The 15,412-nt window shown below is 45.4% G+C and carries 20 protein-coding genes; 17 read left to right on the top strand and 3 right to left on the bottom strand.

Going from position 1 to position 15,412, the window contains the following annotated elements; translation table 11 throughout:
• The first annotated feature begins 104 nt into the window (after nt 1–104).
• From ctaG to KNP96_RS01375, 4 genes are read left to right on the top strand one after another with little or no spacing between them, the layout of a single operon-like run.
• Nucleotides 105–1,010 carry a cytochrome c oxidase assembly factor CtaG gene (ctaG, locus tag KNP96_RS01390; protein WP_088837449.1) on the top strand — a complete coding sequence of 302 codons (906 nt, stop codon included), beginning with the start codon at nt 105–107 and terminating at the stop codon, nt 1,008–1,010.
• A gap of 21 nt (nt 1,011–1,031) precedes the next feature.
• Nucleotides 1,032–1,493 (top strand): DUF420 domain-containing protein, encoded by a 462-nt coding sequence (locus KNP96_RS01385; protein ID WP_029330931.1) that lies wholly within the window; start codon nt 1,032–1,034, stop codon nt 1,491–1,493.
• 13 nt (nt 1,494–1,506) lie between these two features.
• Nucleotides 1,507–2,112, top strand: a complete 606-nt coding sequence (locus KNP96_RS01380; RefSeq protein ID WP_088837448.1) for an SCO family protein — start codon at nt 1,507–1,509, stop codon at nt 2,110–2,112.
• A 5-nt stretch (nt 2,113–2,117) separates the two neighbouring features.
• Nucleotides 2,118–2,375, top strand: a complete 258-nt coding sequence (locus tag KNP96_RS01375) for a hypothetical protein (RefSeq protein WP_088837447.1) — start codon at nt 2,118–2,120, stop codon at nt 2,373–2,375.
• A 265-nt stretch (nt 2,376–2,640) separates the two neighbouring features.
• On the opposite strand, the gene KNP96_RS01370 is transcribed toward KNP96_RS01375, so the two are convergent.
• Together KNP96_RS01370 and KNP96_RS01365 are read right to left on the bottom strand one after the other, a co-directional pair.
• On the bottom strand, nt 2,641–2,991 hold the full coding sequence (locus KNP96_RS01370) for a YugN family protein (RefSeq protein ID WP_029330928.1): 351 nt from the start codon (nt 2,989–2,991) through the stop codon (nt 2,641–2,643).
• 110 nt (nt 2,992–3,101) lie between these two features.
• Complete coding sequence (locus KNP96_RS01365) at nt 3,102–3,869, bottom strand: ATP-grasp domain-containing protein (RefSeq protein ID WP_239456734.1); 768 nt, start codon at nt 3,867–3,869, stop codon at nt 3,102–3,104.
• Nucleotides 3,870–3,970: 101 nt separating this feature from the next.
• Between KNP96_RS01365 and KNP96_RS01360 the strand changes: the two genes are divergently transcribed.
• From KNP96_RS01360 to KNP96_RS01340, 5 genes are read left to right on the top strand one after another with little or no spacing between them, the layout of a single operon-like run.
• Nucleotides 3,971–4,411: a YlbF/YmcA family competence regulator gene (locus KNP96_RS01360; RefSeq protein WP_214768641.1), complete on the top strand. Its 441-nt coding sequence runs from the start codon at nt 3,971–3,973 to the stop codon at nt 4,409–4,411.
• A 25-nt stretch (nt 4,412–4,436) separates the two neighbouring features.
• A complete protein-coding gene (locus KNP96_RS01355) occupies nt 4,437–4,694 on the top strand; it encodes a YlbG family protein (RefSeq protein WP_088837445.1) in 258 nt (85 codons plus the stop codon).
• A gap of 55 nt (nt 4,695–4,749) precedes the next feature.
• Nucleotides 4,750–5,319 (top strand): 16S rRNA (guanine(966)-N(2))-methyltransferase RsmD, encoded by a 570-nt coding sequence (gene rsmD, locus KNP96_RS01350; RefSeq protein WP_088837444.1) that lies wholly within the window; start codon nt 4,750–4,752, stop codon nt 5,317–5,319.
• Complete coding sequence (gene coaD, locus KNP96_RS01345) at nt 5,316–5,810, top strand: pantetheine-phosphate adenylyltransferase (protein WP_088837443.1); 495 nt, start codon at nt 5,316–5,318, stop codon at nt 5,808–5,810. The genes rsmD and coaD overlap by 4 nt, the downstream gene beginning before the upstream one ends.
• Nucleotides 5,807–6,805, top strand: a complete 999-nt coding sequence (locus KNP96_RS01340; RefSeq protein ID WP_214765236.1) for a SepM family pheromone-processing serine protease — start codon at nt 5,807–5,809, stop codon at nt 6,803–6,805. The genes coaD and KNP96_RS01340 overlap by 4 nt, the downstream gene beginning before the upstream one ends.
• Here KNP96_RS01340 and KNP96_RS01335 read toward each other — a convergent pair.
• Nucleotides 6,778–7,929: a tRNA(Met) cytidine acetate ligase gene (locus tag KNP96_RS01335; RefSeq protein WP_214765234.1), complete on the bottom strand. Its 1,152-nt coding sequence runs from the start codon at nt 7,927–7,929 to the stop codon at nt 6,778–6,780. The genes KNP96_RS01340 and KNP96_RS01335 overlap by 28 nt on opposite strands.
• A 155-nt stretch (nt 7,930–8,084) precedes the next feature.
• On the opposite strand from KNP96_RS01335, the gene KNP96_RS01330 reads away from it, so the two are divergent.
• From KNP96_RS01330 to KNP96_RS01295, 8 genes are all read left to right on the top strand, one after another.
• A complete protein-coding gene (locus KNP96_RS01330) occupies nt 8,085–8,609 on the top strand; it encodes a YceD family protein (RefSeq protein ID WP_088837440.1) in 525 nt (174 codons plus the stop codon).
• 45 nt (nt 8,610–8,654) lie between these two features.
• Nucleotides 8,655–8,828: a 50S ribosomal protein L32 gene (gene rpmF / locus KNP96_RS01325; RefSeq protein ID WP_012370841.1), complete on the top strand. Its 174-nt coding sequence runs from the start codon at nt 8,655–8,657 to the stop codon at nt 8,826–8,828.
• A 90-nt stretch (nt 8,829–8,918) separates the two neighbouring features.
• Nucleotides 8,919–9,740, top strand: coding sequence for a ketopantoate reductase family protein (locus KNP96_RS01320; RefSeq protein ID WP_088837439.1), 822 nt, complete (start codon nt 8,919–8,921; stop codon nt 9,738–9,740).
• Nucleotides 9,737–10,093 carry a DUF3397 family protein gene (locus KNP96_RS01315; protein ID WP_088837438.1) on the top strand — a complete coding sequence of 119 codons (357 nt, stop codon included), beginning with the start codon at nt 9,737–9,739 and terminating at the stop codon, nt 10,091–10,093. The genes KNP96_RS01320 and KNP96_RS01315 overlap by 4 nt, the downstream gene beginning before the upstream one ends.
• Before the next feature lie 25 nt (nt 10,094–10,118).
• Nucleotides 10,119–11,678: a bacillithiol biosynthesis cysteine-adding enzyme BshC gene (gene bshC, locus KNP96_RS01310; RefSeq protein WP_214768640.1), complete on the top strand. Its 1,560-nt coding sequence runs from the start codon at nt 10,119–10,121 to the stop codon at nt 11,676–11,678.
• A 161-nt stretch (nt 11,679–11,839) separates the two neighbouring features.
• On the top strand, nt 11,840–12,778 hold the full coding sequence (gene rsmH / locus KNP96_RS01305) for a 16S rRNA (cytosine(1402)-N(4))-methyltransferase RsmH (RefSeq protein WP_029330916.1): 939 nt from the start codon (nt 11,840–11,842) through the stop codon (nt 12,776–12,778).
• 13 nt (nt 12,779–12,791) lie between these two features.
• Nucleotides 12,792–13,178: a cell division protein FtsL gene (ftsL, locus tag KNP96_RS01300; RefSeq protein ID WP_088837436.1), complete on the top strand. Its 387-nt coding sequence runs from the start codon at nt 12,792–12,794 to the stop codon at nt 13,176–13,178.
• Nucleotides 13,175–15,313 (top strand): penicillin-binding transpeptidase domain-containing protein, encoded by a 2,139-nt coding sequence (locus KNP96_RS01295; protein ID WP_088837435.1) that lies wholly within the window; start codon nt 13,175–13,177, stop codon nt 15,311–15,313. The genes ftsL and KNP96_RS01295 overlap by 4 nt, the downstream gene beginning before the upstream one ends.
• The last annotated feature ends 99 nt before the right edge of the window (nt 15,314–15,412 follow it).

The following is a 15,412-nucleotide window of genomic DNA, read 5'->3' as shown; positions in this document are numbered from 1 at the left end:
AGCAGGATGGTCTTTTATTTTGGAATCGTTTTATGAGAAACCTTTACAATGAAATAGGGGAACGGTAATCTTAGTTTGTAGGAAACAGGAACGGGGTGAGAAATATGTTAGGCAATTTAAGGGGTGCTTTATCGCAATTCGATTGGACTGTCTTGTGGAGCCCGTATTACGCGTTACTCTTGATCGGTCTTTACGTATTGTATGCATTCATTACTGAAAAAATCAGACGACCAGACGAGGCAGAAACGACGTTAGCTCAAAAGTTCATGATGCTAGCGGCTTTATTCGTCTACTATATTGGCTTTGGTAGTCCGCTTGATGTGTTAGCGCATATTACGTTCTCTGCGCACATGCTCCAGATGGTTTTCGTCTATATGGTGGCGCCGCCACTGTTGATGCTAGCAATTCCGGGTTGGGCATTTAAACGATTGTTCGGCGTCCCGTATTTAGGGAAGGCATTACGCTTCTTCACATTGCCATTGATTGCGCTCGTCGTGTTCAATTCCTTGTTTACGTTTTACCATATGCCGTTCATCTTTGATTACGTCTTGACGAACTATACGGTCCACCGTTTGTTCCACGGGACATTAATCTTCCTCAGCATGACGATGTGGTATCCAATCATCGCACCTGTCAATGAGGAGGATAGTCTATCCGATTTGAAAAAGATGGTCTATATCGTTGCGAACGGCGTGCTGTTGACACCAGCTTGTGCGTTCATGATCTTCAGTCAGAGCTTCCAATACGATGCGTATCAAGACCCAGCGACATTCGCGAAAGTCTTGGCTTACTGTCTGCCGAATAATGATGTGAGCGGCTTGAACATGGAACGCCTATTTGGGACAACAAAAGATTTACTCGAAGATCAACGGTTCGGAGGCGTCTTGATGAAACTTGGACAAGAACTCGTCTACGGGATCTTCTTCGGTTTGACCTTCTTCACGTGGGTGAGACGATCAAAAAGTACTGCTGTCGATGAAGGCATGTCCTTCACGCCAAAAGCGGATTAAGTAAATGGAGGAAGTCTGAAAATGAGTTATTTGCCGTTGATTTGTGTTTCTTTGATTGTTCTCAGTGCAATATTTGTAGCAATCGGTTGGTTTTTGATCGCGCAGACACGCCGGAATATGGGGGCGCATAAAGTCGTGATGAACATTGCGGCAGCGCTCGCGTTACTGTTCTTCATCATGTACGCGCTTCGGACGATCTTACTCGGGAATACTGCTTTCGGGGGACCGGATACGGTTAAACCGTACTACACAGGATTTTTAATCTTTCATATTTTACTCGCCACATCGGGTGGTATCTTAGGCTTAATCGCTTTGTTCTACGCCTATAAACAAAACTTTGCCCGTCACCGTAAAATTGGTCCAAAAGCATCGGTCATTTGGTTTTTGACGGCAATCACGGGAGTCCTTGTCTATTGCCTGTTATACGTTGTGTATGAGCCGGGCGAAACAACAAATGTATTTCGTGCGATTTGGAATCATTAAGGGGGGGTTCGCTTTGAAAAAAAATAGTTATTTGACGGTAGCCGCCGTCGTTTTGATTTTAGTCGCCGCTGCAGGGGGGTATTATTATTTCTTTATGAAAGAAAAGCTACCTGTGATTGCTGAACCGACACCATTTGAATTAACGAATGCCGTCAACGGGAAAACATTTGATTCAGAAGATGGTAAAGTAAAAGTATTGACGTTTTTCTACTCGAATTGTCCAGACATTTGTCCTTTAACGTTAAATGACTACCGGAAACTCGAGAAAAAATTACGGGCGGAAAATCTATATGGATCCGATGTCGAACTTGTCGCCGTGACGGTCGACCCTAAAGTTGATACGCCGAAGGTCTTGAAGAAGTATGCGTCTAATTTCGAGGCGAATCCTGAAGGCTGGAAGGTTTTAACGGGGGATGAGGTCGTCATTGATCGTCTGACACGCCAGTTGAACTTCTATTATTCAAAAGCAGAAAGTGGTCTTGTCACACACGGGACACAAATGTTCATTCTCGATCGCGACAATAAGGTGCGTGCGATATCTTCAATGGCGAAGACACCTGACGAGCCGGTCGATCTCGAGGAAGTCATGACATCCGTCAAACAACTTGCGAAGGAGTGATCATTTTGGTTGAAGAATATCAGAATAAAGGTGAAGTGACGGTATCAGTACAAGCAATTGAAGAGTTATTGTTGTGTGCCGTCATCGAATTTGGTGTCGTTTGTACACGGATTAAACGTTTGCCGACGGAAGGGATTTCGTTTAGCTTGAAGGTTACCGCAACGGTGCAACAGTTACCTGCCCTCTATATGGGTTTGCGAGAACAAGTCCGCTTACAACTCGGAGACGGGGTAGTCGACTACCTCCAACTGGTCACAAAATGAGACATATAAAGGCCCCTTCCACGTCTGGCGGAAGGGGCCTTTACTTTTAGGCCTGGACAAGGAGTAGGGGGACCAGCACACAACACACGATTTTTTTGGTAACAGACTTTTTAGCGACTGTTCCGTGAAGAATGCCTTGAAGTCTCTCGTGACACGTCGACTTGAAAAAGCAATCAGACACAGACTCGGCAGCGCAAAGAATCGCCTGAAGAAAATTTTTAGATGAAAAAAACCGCTCCTTTTAACAGGAACGGTCGGATAGAACTTATTTTTCGAGTGTTTCGAGTAACCCTGTCAAGCGACGCTCACAATCTTTAACGATTTCAGGTGGGAACTCTTCATCATACTCAACACCATGTGGATAGTAGTGTTTTCCGAGAAGTGGTGTCATCATGCGAACGATCGCGTGGCGATCTTCAATTTCACCTTGAATTGCATAAACTGGAATCCGGAGATAGAAGACCTCTCCTGTTGATTGTTTTTCGTACTTCATGTCATACATCGCACGTTCGTAATCCCATTGTCCTTCACGGACGAAACGGTGGTGGTCCATGATTGTCTCAAGTAAACCAAACTTAATTTCTTTGCCTTCGATGCCGTATTTCTCAAACTTCATGTTTGAATCCCCCTATACCCCAGTTTGCTAGTAGATACTAGTCTTTCCAAACTATCATACCATAATGAATGATTCGATAAAGTAAAAGTTGTGAAGTCAATTTGAAGAATTCATGAATTCTTATATTTTCGTTCGACATATTCTAAAATCGTATCCGGTGCATGAATTCCTAGATGGTTCAGGCCTTCTCCACCAAAGAAGACGTTGAACTCGAGTATATAAATTTTTCCGTCGCGGAAAATCAAATCAAAACCGGCATGATCGATATCGAGTCGTTTCGCGAGTGCGAGAACAAAATCGAGTGCTTCTTGTGGGATGTTCTCGAAATCAAGGACCCCACCCTGGGCGACATTGTTTAAAAATTGCGCACCGCCGACACGCCAGTAGGCAGCGAGAACTTGATCACCGATGACGACGACACGAAGGTCTTTTTCGTTCGGGATATATTCTTGGACGTAAAACGTCTCATGGTGATCGGTATACTTCTTCCAGTCGATTTCATCCTTAATCAGGTGAACCCCTTGGCCCATCGAACTGCGGACAGTCTTCGCGACGAATGGGAACGAAAATTCATCTAAAACACGCTTCACGGTGAATTCATTTTTTCCGTAAATACCGGTCCGAGGAATATTGTCCGGAATCACGGTTTTAAAAATACGCGTCATCTCGATTTTATCGTGCCCGAGATGGAATGTCGCGGCGGACGGGAAAATCGGTTTTTTCATTCCGTAGATGATGGAGTGGATCTGCCAATATTCGGGGAACAAGACGACGTCCGCTTTGGCGATTTTATCGAGCGAATCAAAATGGTAGTCTGACTTCGCGTGATCGGTTTTAATCCCGATCGTCCGAAACATATTAAATGATAAAAATTGCATACAATTCATTCCTTCCTTCTGAACAAAGTATACACAATTCAGCGTGCTAGGAGCGAGATAAATGTTATGATATGATGGTGAAGTCAAGGAGGAGATTCGTTGTGATTTATTCTGATAAAACGATAGACCTCATCAACGCTGCGGAAGAACTGACATCCGCTCTTTTGCATAGCGAAACAGGTCAAGCATATATAAGTGCCAAACAAGCACGCTCAAATTCAGCACAAGCACAAGACGTCATTCGGGATTTTAATCGAATCAAGGAAGAATACGAGCTTGTTCAACGTTTTGGTCGATATCATCCAGATTACCAAACGATCACGAAAAAAGTACATGAAGTAAAGCGGGCGCTCGATCTGCAAGAAGAGGTCGCGACGTTTAAAAAAGCAGAAAAACAATTAGAGACGTTACTCGGACAAATTAGTCTGAAACTTGCCGGGGAAGTGTCACCTCAAATTAAGGTTCCGACGGGTAATCCATTCTTCGATCAAGGATGTGCAGGTGGATGTTCGACCGGAGGTAGTTGTAGCTGTAGCGGCTAATGCCGAACAAGGGAGGAACGGTGTTGTGATTAAGGATCGAATTGGACTGATCGTCTATGTCAACGCGATGAAAGCATCGCGTCAATTGCGCCGATTTGGAAACGTCTATTTTACATCGAAGCGAGAAAAATATGTTTTTTTATATGTTGATTTGGAACAGTATGAACGTTCGGTCGAAACGATTGCTGCATTGCCTTTCGTCGATTCCGTTCTTCGTTCGGAGCGACCATTCATTACCGAAACATACGCAAATAAAAAAGGTAAACTGCAAGAAGAAGTATAAACGTTGGAGCGATGAGGACATCCTCGTCGCTCTTTTTTGAAGGGAAGGAAAAGTCATGCGAGTCATTTCTGGAGAACGAAAAGGTACTAAAATTAAAGCGGTACCGGGGGATAATACACGACCGACGACCGATAAGGTCAAAGAATCATTATTTAATGTCATCGGACCTTATTTTAACGGGGGACGTGCACTTGATCTCTTCGCGGGGAGCGGTGGCCTTGGAATCGAGGCATTGTCACGTGGATGTGAAGAAGCGGTATTCGTCGATCAGCACTTTAAAGCGGTTCAGACAATTAAAGAAAACTTGATGACGACTCGATTGGCTGAGAGAAGTCGTGTCCTAAAAAAAGATGTCTCCGTTGCTTTGACGGAACTCGCATCAGAAACGCCATTTAAACTAATCTTTCTCGATCCACCCTATGCCAAGGAACGACTCGTCGAACACGTCACGTACATAGAGCAACACGACATGTTGACGGACAATGGCGTCATCGTCTGTGAGCATGGGTCAGAGATTGAATTACCTGATCGGATTGGTCGCCTTGAAGTTGTGAAAAGGATGCGGTACTCAACGGTCATCTCAATCACATTATATGAAATTATCGAACTGGAGGAAGAAGTATGAAACGTATCGCCATCTGTCCGGGGAGCTTTGACCCGATCACGAACGGTCATCTTGATATTATCGAGCGTGCTGCACCCATCTTCGACGAAATCATCGTCGCGGTATTAAATAACTCGTCGAAGCAACCTTTATTTTCGGTTAAAGAACGTATGGAATTGATTTCTGAGGTGACGGAGCACTTACCGCATATCAAAGTGGATTCTTTTAACGGTCTGCTTGTCGACTATGCAGCAGAAGTAGGGGCGACGGCAATCGTACGCGGGCTACGTGCTGTATCCGACTTTGAATATGAGATGCAGGTGGCCTCAATCAATAAGAAGATGAATGACCAGATTGAAACCTTGTTCATGATGACGAGTAACCAATATTCGTTCCTCAGTTCCTCAATCGTCAAAGAAGCTGCAAAGTATGGTGCTTCCGTTGCCGGGCTTGTACCACCGCCCGTCGAAGAAGCGTTACGTCAAAAGTATGCGAAAGGAGAATTGAAATGAAAGCATGGAAACCTGCGCTCGCTGCCATCGTCGCGGCGATGATCGTCTTCTTTGTTCCATTGCCCTATTTCATCTCGTATCCTGGAGACGCAACATCGACAGAACAAATCATTGACGTATCGGGTGCGGAAAAAGAACCGGGCGATCTAATGATGTTGACCGTTGCGCAACGGCGGGCGACACCGTATTTTCTAGTCGAGAGTTTATTTTTACCTTTTTCTGAAACATCGGATGTAAGTGACTATTTATATGACGGTGAATCTGACGCACAATACGAGAACAGACAACAACTTTACATGGAAGAAGCGCAACATAATGCAATGATTGAAGGATATGAACTGGCTGATAAAGAAGTCGAGGTCGACTTTGAAGGCGTTTATGTCTCTGGCATTATTTCTGGCGGTCCTGCTGACGGGAAGTTACGTGCCGGGGACCAGATTGTTGCCGTTGATGGAGCACCGTTAAAATCAATGAGCAGCTTTATGCAGACAATTAGTTCGAAAAAAGCAGGGACAGATGTGAAAGTGACATTCGAACGGGACAAAAAAACGAAAACAACGACGATCAAGGTCGGGAAACTAGCGAAGAACTCAGAGCAGGTCGGGCTCGGTATCTATGAACCGCTTCCGATGTCAGACGTGCAGACGGATCCGAAAGTCGAGTTTAACTTAGAAAATGTTGGTGGACCATCGGCCGGGATGATGTTCACGCTTGAGATTTATGATCAATTGACAGATGGTGATTTAGCGAAGGGACATACGATTGCTGGTACTGGAACAATTGAAGAGGGTGGGAAAGTAGGACCAATTGGTGGAGCTTGGCAAAAAGTCGTCGCAGCAGACGAAGCGGAAGCGGAAATCATGTTCGTCCCAGCCGGTTCGAATTATGAAGAAGCAAAACCATCCATCAAAAAACTCGGGACGAAAATGAAACTCGTCCCGATCAAAACAGTTGAGGATGCACTCGATTATTTAGAAGAGTTACCAGAAAAATGAGCAAACCGACGATGTTCCTCTAGTTGGTCATACCGAGCCAAGGGAACGGCATACGCTGCCGTAACTTGGCTCTCTTTTATGAGCCAAGGGTGCGCCTCGAATGTGCTGATGACTCGAATGTGTTGCTTGATTTGCCGAAGTGCTTGTCGTCCTTTGTCATTAAAGGCAAGTGGTCGCACGTAATCGATTTGGTCAAATGCAACCGAATCGATTTCCTCCGTCATCGTCGAGGTCAGTAAATAAATGAGTGTGCGCTGTAAACTTGTCCGCGTATAGCGGCGTGTTTTGACGAAAGTCATGAAGTCGTCGAAAGTAGAGCTGTAGCGGGCGCCTTCGACGAGACGAGGTGCCAGTGACGTATCAATGCCGTTAAATTGCATGAGAACGCCTAGAGGCGTCGATAGAAGCCGGTTCCGGATAAAGGGATAGTAGAGATCAAACGAAGCAAAAGTCGCCCCTTGGAGTACGCTAGCGCTTTCTTTTGGAAGTCCTGTCAATTGGTGCGTTTCATCGTAGTGGGCACGGATTGCTGTCGCGCTCATGATATCGCCGACTGACAGGTCGTGGTAGCCACTTCCGATACGCTTTGTCGTATGTAAGGAGATGTTTGATGCAGCACGGGCATAATAATAACCGAGTGTGTTATTCGGCGTCGTCAAGTCGAGCGTCGTCGTCAATGCGCGGAATGCCTGGCTCGCTGCCATCGCGGAAGATAATCCGTTTGATAAGCCTTCTTTGACGAGTCGCTGGTACGCAGGAGTCTCTTCATTTTTTTCAGATGCTGCTAAAAGGAAAGGGGTGATGTCTCCACATTCACTCCCGAATGACAAAGACGTAGCGCCGATCATTTCGGCGATCGTGACGCCTCCTTGCGCAAAACGGTCGGCGCGTTGGACGGAAAAATAAAACGGAAGTTCTAAGACAAGGTCGATTTCGCCGCTTGCGACGGCCGCTCGTGCACGTGTCCACTTGTCACTAAAAGCAGGTTCCCCGCGCTGCATGAACGTTCCGCTCATGATGGCGACGATCAAATCGGCATCGGTTTCCTCGCGTGCGATTTTGGCTTGATAGAGGTGTCCGTTATGAAACGGATTGTACTCTGAAATAATTGCTGTCATCTTCATGAAACTTTCTCCTTTGCAAACGGAATTAAGTGCGGTAATATGGATGAAGACGTCCGAAAGTGTTCGTTCTCTAGCGATTTCAGTGTAAAGAAAAAACATTGACAAAACAAGATGTCCTCTCTATAATTCATATTGTTGCAATTGAGGTGATTCGGATGAAATGGTCCCTGATGCAATTGAATAAATTGCGCAATCTGGGTCAACTTCAGGTTAACGAGACGATCGAGCTTCCTGAGCTCATCGCCCTCCATCCGGATATCCGGGCGGTGCAACCTGTGCACATTCGTGCAAATGCATCGTTTACATCGAATCAATTAATATTCAATCTCCGGATTACTGGCGAAATGACGCTTCCGGATGCCCGGACGCTAAATGACGTCGCGTACCCGTTCGAGATTGAATCCATCGAGTCGTTCCTGCTCGAAGTTGATGCTGCTCCGGTTGATTCGGACGATATCAATTTACCGAACGGGAATACGGTCGATCTTCGACCACTCGTGCAAGAATTGATTTTACTTCATGTGCCAGTGCAAGTGCATGGGGATGATGAAGAAAATCAGTTGGTTCAAGGGGAAGGTTGGACGGTTCTTTCAGAAGAATCTCCAGAAGAAGCTGAACCAAAAATTGATCCGCGACTTGCGGGTCTCGCTCAGTTCTTTAAAAAAGATCAGGATTCCTAATTTTTTGATAAAGACGAGTGTATTTTTTCAAGGAGGTGGACAACGATGGCAGTACCATTCCGCAGAACGTCGAAAACACGCAAACGTCTTCGCCGTACTCATTTCAAACTCCGTGTACCAGGTATGGTCGAGTGCCCAAACTGTGGTGAAATGAAACTTTCACACCGTGTTTGTAAAGCATGTGGCTCGTACAAAGGTAAAGAAATCGTCAGCAAGTAAGCTGAATGATCGGTATAAAGACGACCTGTAAAATCGAGAAAATCGGTTTTACAGGTCGTTTTTTTTGATATATAAAGGAGTGATTCGACGATGAGCAGAATAGGAATCATCGGAGCCGGTGCTGTTGGGTTATTACTTGCTTCCTACTTAGCAGAGCACCATCAAATTACGTTATATACGAGACAGTTAGATGACGGGACAAAGCGAATCCTACGAGACAATCAATGGAGTCCGACCGTAAAGGTTCGACCGATTGCGCATTTCGAGTCACAAGACTTGGTGTTCGTTACGACAAAGTCGTATGATATAAAAAGTGTGATTCCTTATCTAGAACACGAGAAAAATCCAGTCGTTTTTTTACAAAATGGAATGGGACATCTTGATGCAGCACGTGCTCTGCCGCAAGCAATTTTCGGGGTCGTTGAGCATGGCGCGATGAAGACGGGTCCTTACGAAATCCGTCATACGGGAAAAGGGCGCATTCGATATGGGAATCATGTCCTGTCGATGCTGAAGCGAGATGCGTTGCAGTTTGAGCACGTAACGAATATTGAAGCAGTCATGGTGACGAAATTATTCATGAATGCTGTCATCAATCCATTGACAGCTTATTATGGGGTTGAAAATGGGCGATTACTCGATGAACCGTATGCATCGAAAGCACGTGCCGTCTTTGCCGAAGTGCGTAGTGTCTTCCCGAACCACCCGATTACGTATGATGAAATCGAACAGATTTTAAAGCGTACGCGTCTCAATCGCTCGTCGATGTTACGGGATGTGGAGCAAGGACGAATGACGGAAATCGATCCAATCGTTGGGTATGTGCTAAAGCAGGCGACGCAACCGACACCGTTGTTAGCTTATTACTTTCAGGAAATTAAGCATCGAGAACAAGAGGGGGATTCGTTGTGACGGTTTTTATCATCTTTCCACTGTTCAGTTTAATTGTCCTTTACTTATTATTCCTGTTGTTGTTTCGGACGCATGCCAAGGCCGTCCGGGTCGCGCTTGATCTCGGGACGTTCATCGTATTGTATGCGATTCATGTTTCGTTAATCGCATTGACGGGGCATAACTACGTGGGTTGGTTGTTGATTGCGGTATTGTCAGTGTTTGCATTAAATGCGTTATGGCAACGGATTCGACAAGTCGACATCGATTATGTCCAAATGATTCGACATAGTTGGCGAATCATCGTCTTGATTGCCCTTCCTGTACATCTCATACTGTTTGGAATTGGAATTCGTCAACTAATGATTGGTTGATCAAGTTAGAAAGAAGGGATTTTGTTTGAAGGTACAATCATTTCACGCCTTATATGAAGACAACTCGTTGATGCATAGAGCGACGGGTGAAGACTTTTCTAAATATGTAGACCACATCGGAGAAGAAGGGATGCAAGCGCGGAGCCAACGTCTTCGAGAACGTCAGTATCCTCATCTCAGCCCACTCGTCGATGAGTTGATTCGTCAAAATCCGCAGATGACTGGAACGATTCGACAGCGTCTCGAACGTTTACGGACGGGTGAGGCACAAGTCGTCATTACTGGGCAGCAAACCGGTATCTTCGGGGGGCCTTTATATGCAATTTACAAACTGTTAACCTGTCTAAAGGTCGCGAAGCAAGCGGAAAATCAATTGGGGTTACCGGTTGTTCCGATTTTTTGGCTCGCGACCGAAGATCATGATTTTGATGAAATCAATCATATCTATGCACCGACGGCAGAATATCAACCGCGAAAATTGACGGTTTCACCGCAAGATACGATTCAGCGTTCCGTTAGTCGGATGACGCTCGATCAAAAAGCGGTCAAACAAGTCTTACGCCAAGCCTTGAGCGTCGACCAAGAAACACAAAATACAAAGGAACTTGTTTTGCTGGTGGAGCGGTTGATTGATCAAGAAACGACATATGGCGGTTTTTTCTCAGCGCTACTCGGAGAATTAGTGAAGCATGATGTCATCTTTTTTGATGCCGATGCAAAAGCAGTACGCGAACTCGAAATTCCATTCTTTGAGCAGTTGATTCAAGACAACAAAGAAATTCGTCAAGCGTTGTCGATCGGGATTCAGCAAACGACGGACTTACCGGATACCTTCTTGAATGAAGAAGCAGCGCATCTGTTCGTCGAGGACATCGGACGGGATTTATTGTACCCGGGAGAAGACTTTGTAACGAAGCAGGGGAAGACTTACACGGAACTTGAGTTACTGGCGTTGCTGTATGCAAGTCCTGAGCGTTTTTCGAATAGTGTCGTCACACGACCGTTGATGCAGGATTATCTGTTCCCGACCCTCGCCTATATCGGAGGACCTGGTGAGATTGCCTACTGGACACGTCTTCGGCCATTGTTCCATCACTTTGATTGGACGATGCCGCTGCTCATTCCACGAATGGGCGCCGTCATGTTACGGGCGCGGGACGAAAAGCTGCTTCGCCGGTATGACTTGTCGCTAGAACAAGTATTATCGCATGGTGTAGCGATTGAACCGTTCGATGCGACGAAGATAAATAGTCAGCTGCATTCGTCGCATATTTTAGGTACTGCACTCATTCAAGAAATTGAACAGGTCGAGCGGGCAACTTCTAAAAATTTATCAGCGACGAAAAAGCTGAATAAACAAATTCAACTCGCAATCGATACGCTCGTTACGCAAGAGCGGCGGAATTACGATCGCCTCATGCGAACAAAACGCTCACTCCAGTATCAACTTCTTCCGAATGGAGCGCCTCAAGAGCGCATGCACTCCATCTTGCCATGGCTCAATCGCTACGGTTTAGATTTAATTCAAAACCTGCGTGTACAATATGAGCAGACAGATGCTGAACAATTGGAAATTTTGCTTTAAACCTGCTGAAATGAGCAGGTTTTTTTGTTTTTTTAGCGAAAGATACCTAAAAGTGAAATAAATCAAGAAAACTGTCTCATTTTCGTAACGTTTTAAATAAGGAATGTGATACATTGAAAAAGAGTAACGTCCATCTTGGACACTGAAAGGTGAGGCAGGGCATGTTTGAACATGAAACGGTATTAAAATGGGAGTCCATTAAAGGGCTAGATATTAAACCTGATGGAGTATATGTAGATTGTACATTAGGTGGAGCAGGACACAGTGAAGAAATCGTGAAGCAATTGACGACAGGTCATCTCTATGCATTTGATCAAGATGACGTCGCGCTTGCCCATGCGGAAGAACGTCTCGCAGCGTATGCCGGTCGCTTTACGCTGATTAAGAGTAACTTCGTTCACTTGCAAGAAAAGCTAAATGAGTTAGGTGTAACTAAAGTAGATGGTATTTTGTTTGATCTCGGTGTATCCTCCCCCCAGCTGGATGAAGGGGAACGTGGTTTTAGTTATAACTTTGATGCGCGTCTCGATATGCGAATGGATCAAACGTCATCGTTATCGGCATATGAAGTCGTCAACGACTGGCCATATAATGATCTCGTTCGGATTTTCTTTACATACGGAGAAGAAAAATTTTCGAAGCAGATTGCACGGAAAATTGAAAAGGCACGTGAAGAAGGTCCAATCACGACGACGTTCGAACTGGTCGAACTCATCAAGGACGCGATTCCAGCGCCTGCCCGTCGAAAGGGTGGGCATCCGGCAAAGCGGACGTTCCAAGCGATTCGGATTGCTGTCAATGATGAATTGAATGTCTTCGATCGAGCGGTGTATCAGGCGATTGATTTGCTGGCTGTTGGTGGTCGTCTTTGTGTCATCACGTTCCATTCACTTGAAGACCGCATGTGTAAACTAGCATTTAAAGAAAAATCATCGTTACCTGAGCTTCCACAAGGATTGCCGATGATTCCAAAAGAGTTTGAACCAGAACTTCGCCTCGTCACACGTAAGCCGATTACAGCAGGAAATGATGAGCTTGATGATAACCGTCGTTCACGTTCTGCTAAGTTACGGATTGTTGAAAAAATGAAGGAAAGTTGAGAGGAGCATTCAGATGGCAGAACCACTTCGTAAACCAGTCCAATCGCTAGAACCTGTTCGTCAGCGCCCAGTTCAAGAACCGACGAAAACGGAAGACATTAATCGTCGCGTCGCCGTCCGTCCGAAGTATCGCCTGTATCCCTTTGAAAAATTCTTATACAGTGCAATGATTGGTGGTCTCGTCTTATTCGGTAGCGCGACGATTGGGGCACACAATGATGCTTATAACGTCAGTCGAGATCTTGCGAAGGAAAATCAAGTGACGCAAGAGATGAAGAAGGAAAATGAACGTCTTCAACTTGAAGTTACGAATTTAAGCTCTCCAGAACGGATCTACAAGATTGCGAAAGAACAAGGTCTTGATATGCGAAAAGGGAACATCAAGGTGATTCCTAAATGAATCCACTTAAAAAGTCCCGTGTGAGAGTAGCCATCATCATGATGATATTTGCTGCTCTCTTTTTTGTGTTTATTGGCCGGTTTCTTTATTTGTCGACAACTAAAAAGTTTCACGGAGAAGATATGATTGCCTACGCGGAAAAGAAACGCTGGGAAGCCGAGTCGACGCTCTCGGCAGAGCGAGGGGAAATTTTTGACCGTCTTGGTTCACCGATTGCGATCAATGTACCCTCTTACCACCTTGTCGCAGTCTACCGGTTAGGCGGCGTTCAAGATCCGGATGCGACAGTCGTTGACTATAAGAAGACGGCGACAGGGCTCGCGCCGATTCTTGGTATGACGGTCAAAGAGCTTGAGACGTATTTGATTGAAAATAAAGACCGCTCGCAAATCGAGTTCGGAAAAAAAGGGAGTGATTTGACGCTTGATCAAAAAGAAAAAATTGATAAGCTCGACCTTCCCGGAATCCGACTGATTGAAGAACCAAAACGATATTATCCAAACGGTGTTTTTCTATCCGATACGCTCGGATTCGTTCAAAAGATGACGGAGGATAACGGACGCGTCGTCTTAAAAGGACAGATGGGGATCGAAAAACAATATGATGATGCGTTACGGGAGTCAATTGGGTCCCGTGTCTTTGAAAAAGATCGAAGTGGCGGTGAATTGATTCAAGGTGGATCGCGTATTTCAAATGAGCCGAAAGATGGCTCGAACTTATACTTGACGATTGATCACCGGATTCAACAAGCGCTCGAAAAACAAATGCAGAAAATGTATGACGAATACAAACCTAAAAATGCGACAGGTGTCGTCATGGATGCAAAAACGGGTGAAATACTCGCGATGACGGATCGACCATCATTCAATCCGAACTTGCGGGATATGACAGATTTCACGAACTTTGCCGTTTCCTCCCGGTTCGAACCGGGTTCGACGATGAAGATCTTTACGCTGGCGGCTGCGATTGATGCCGGTGTCTTTCGGCCGAATGAACCGTATAAGTCAGGTAACTACAACTATAAAGGCACAGTCATCAAGGATTACAATGATGTTGGTTGGGGGACGATTCCAATGATTGAAGGAGTCTATCACTCGTCGAATGTCATGTTCTCGATTTTGACAGCTGAAAAGCTAGGCATCGAGCGGTATAAAGAATACTTTAAGAAGTTTCATTTTGATCAAAAGACGGGTATAGACATCTCGGGAGAAGTAAACAGTCAGTCCGATTTATCAAAACCGTTAAATACGGTCATCACGTCGTGGGGACAATCGACCGCCGTGACTCCGATGCAATTGTTGCAGGGAGCGACGGCAATCGCTGGAAATGGTGAAATGGTCAAACCACACATCATCCAAAAGGCAGATCACGTCGATCAGGCTCCTTACAAAGCAAAAACGGAAGTGGTCGGCAAACCGATTTCGGCTGAAGCGGCGAAGGCGACGCGGGAAGCACTCGATGGCGTCGTCAACAGTAAGCTTGGAACGGGACAAATGTATAAGTTGGATGATTACCGCGTCATCGGTAAAACAGGGACAGCGCAAATTTCAGAGAACGGGAAGTATATCCAAGGAAAGTTCATCCATTCCTTCATCGGAATGGCCCCGAAGGATGATCCTGAACTCATCATGTACATTGCAGTCGATCGTCCATCGAAAAATGAATCATCGGTCTCGGGTCCAAGTATCATGAGTCCAGTTTTCAAAAGCGTCATGAATACAGCACTCCAGTATCGGAGCATCCAGCCCGAAACACAAAAAGAGTCAGTCGATGTCAAAGCAAAAATAACACCGAGCTATATTACAAAAACCGCTGCCGAAGCGAAGGCTTTAGCGAAGGAACAAGGTGCCGTTCCGATTATTTTAGGTGACGGGGCACAAGTCGTCTCGCAAATCCCGTCGCGTGGTCAGGAATTCGTCAGTGGTGAACGTGTCCTTCTTAAAACGGATGATACGTTCAAGATGCCTGATTTGACTGGCTGGTCGCAACGAGATGTCAAAAAGCTCGTCAGTTTGTATGATTTGAAGTTAGATGTGATTGGTAAAGGTTTTGTAACCAAACAATCAGCCCGAACTGGTACACTAGTGAAAGAAAATGGAAAGTTGACGGTTGAACTCGCTGAACCAAACGATTAAGGTAAAAGCGGTCCCTAATTTTCTGCAGGAGAACGAGGACGAACAGGAGTCATTCGTTGACTTTTGAATTCGTCCTCTTTTTCTGTAAATGAGTGGAGG

Origin of the sequence: Exiguobacterium sp. s133, assembly GCF_018618595.1 — a bacterium.
Classification (GTDB): Bacteria; Bacillota; Bacilli; order Exiguobacteriales; family Exiguobacteriaceae; genus Exiguobacterium_A; species Exiguobacterium_A oxidotolerans.
This window is presented reverse-complemented; position numbering and strand designations above follow the sequence as displayed.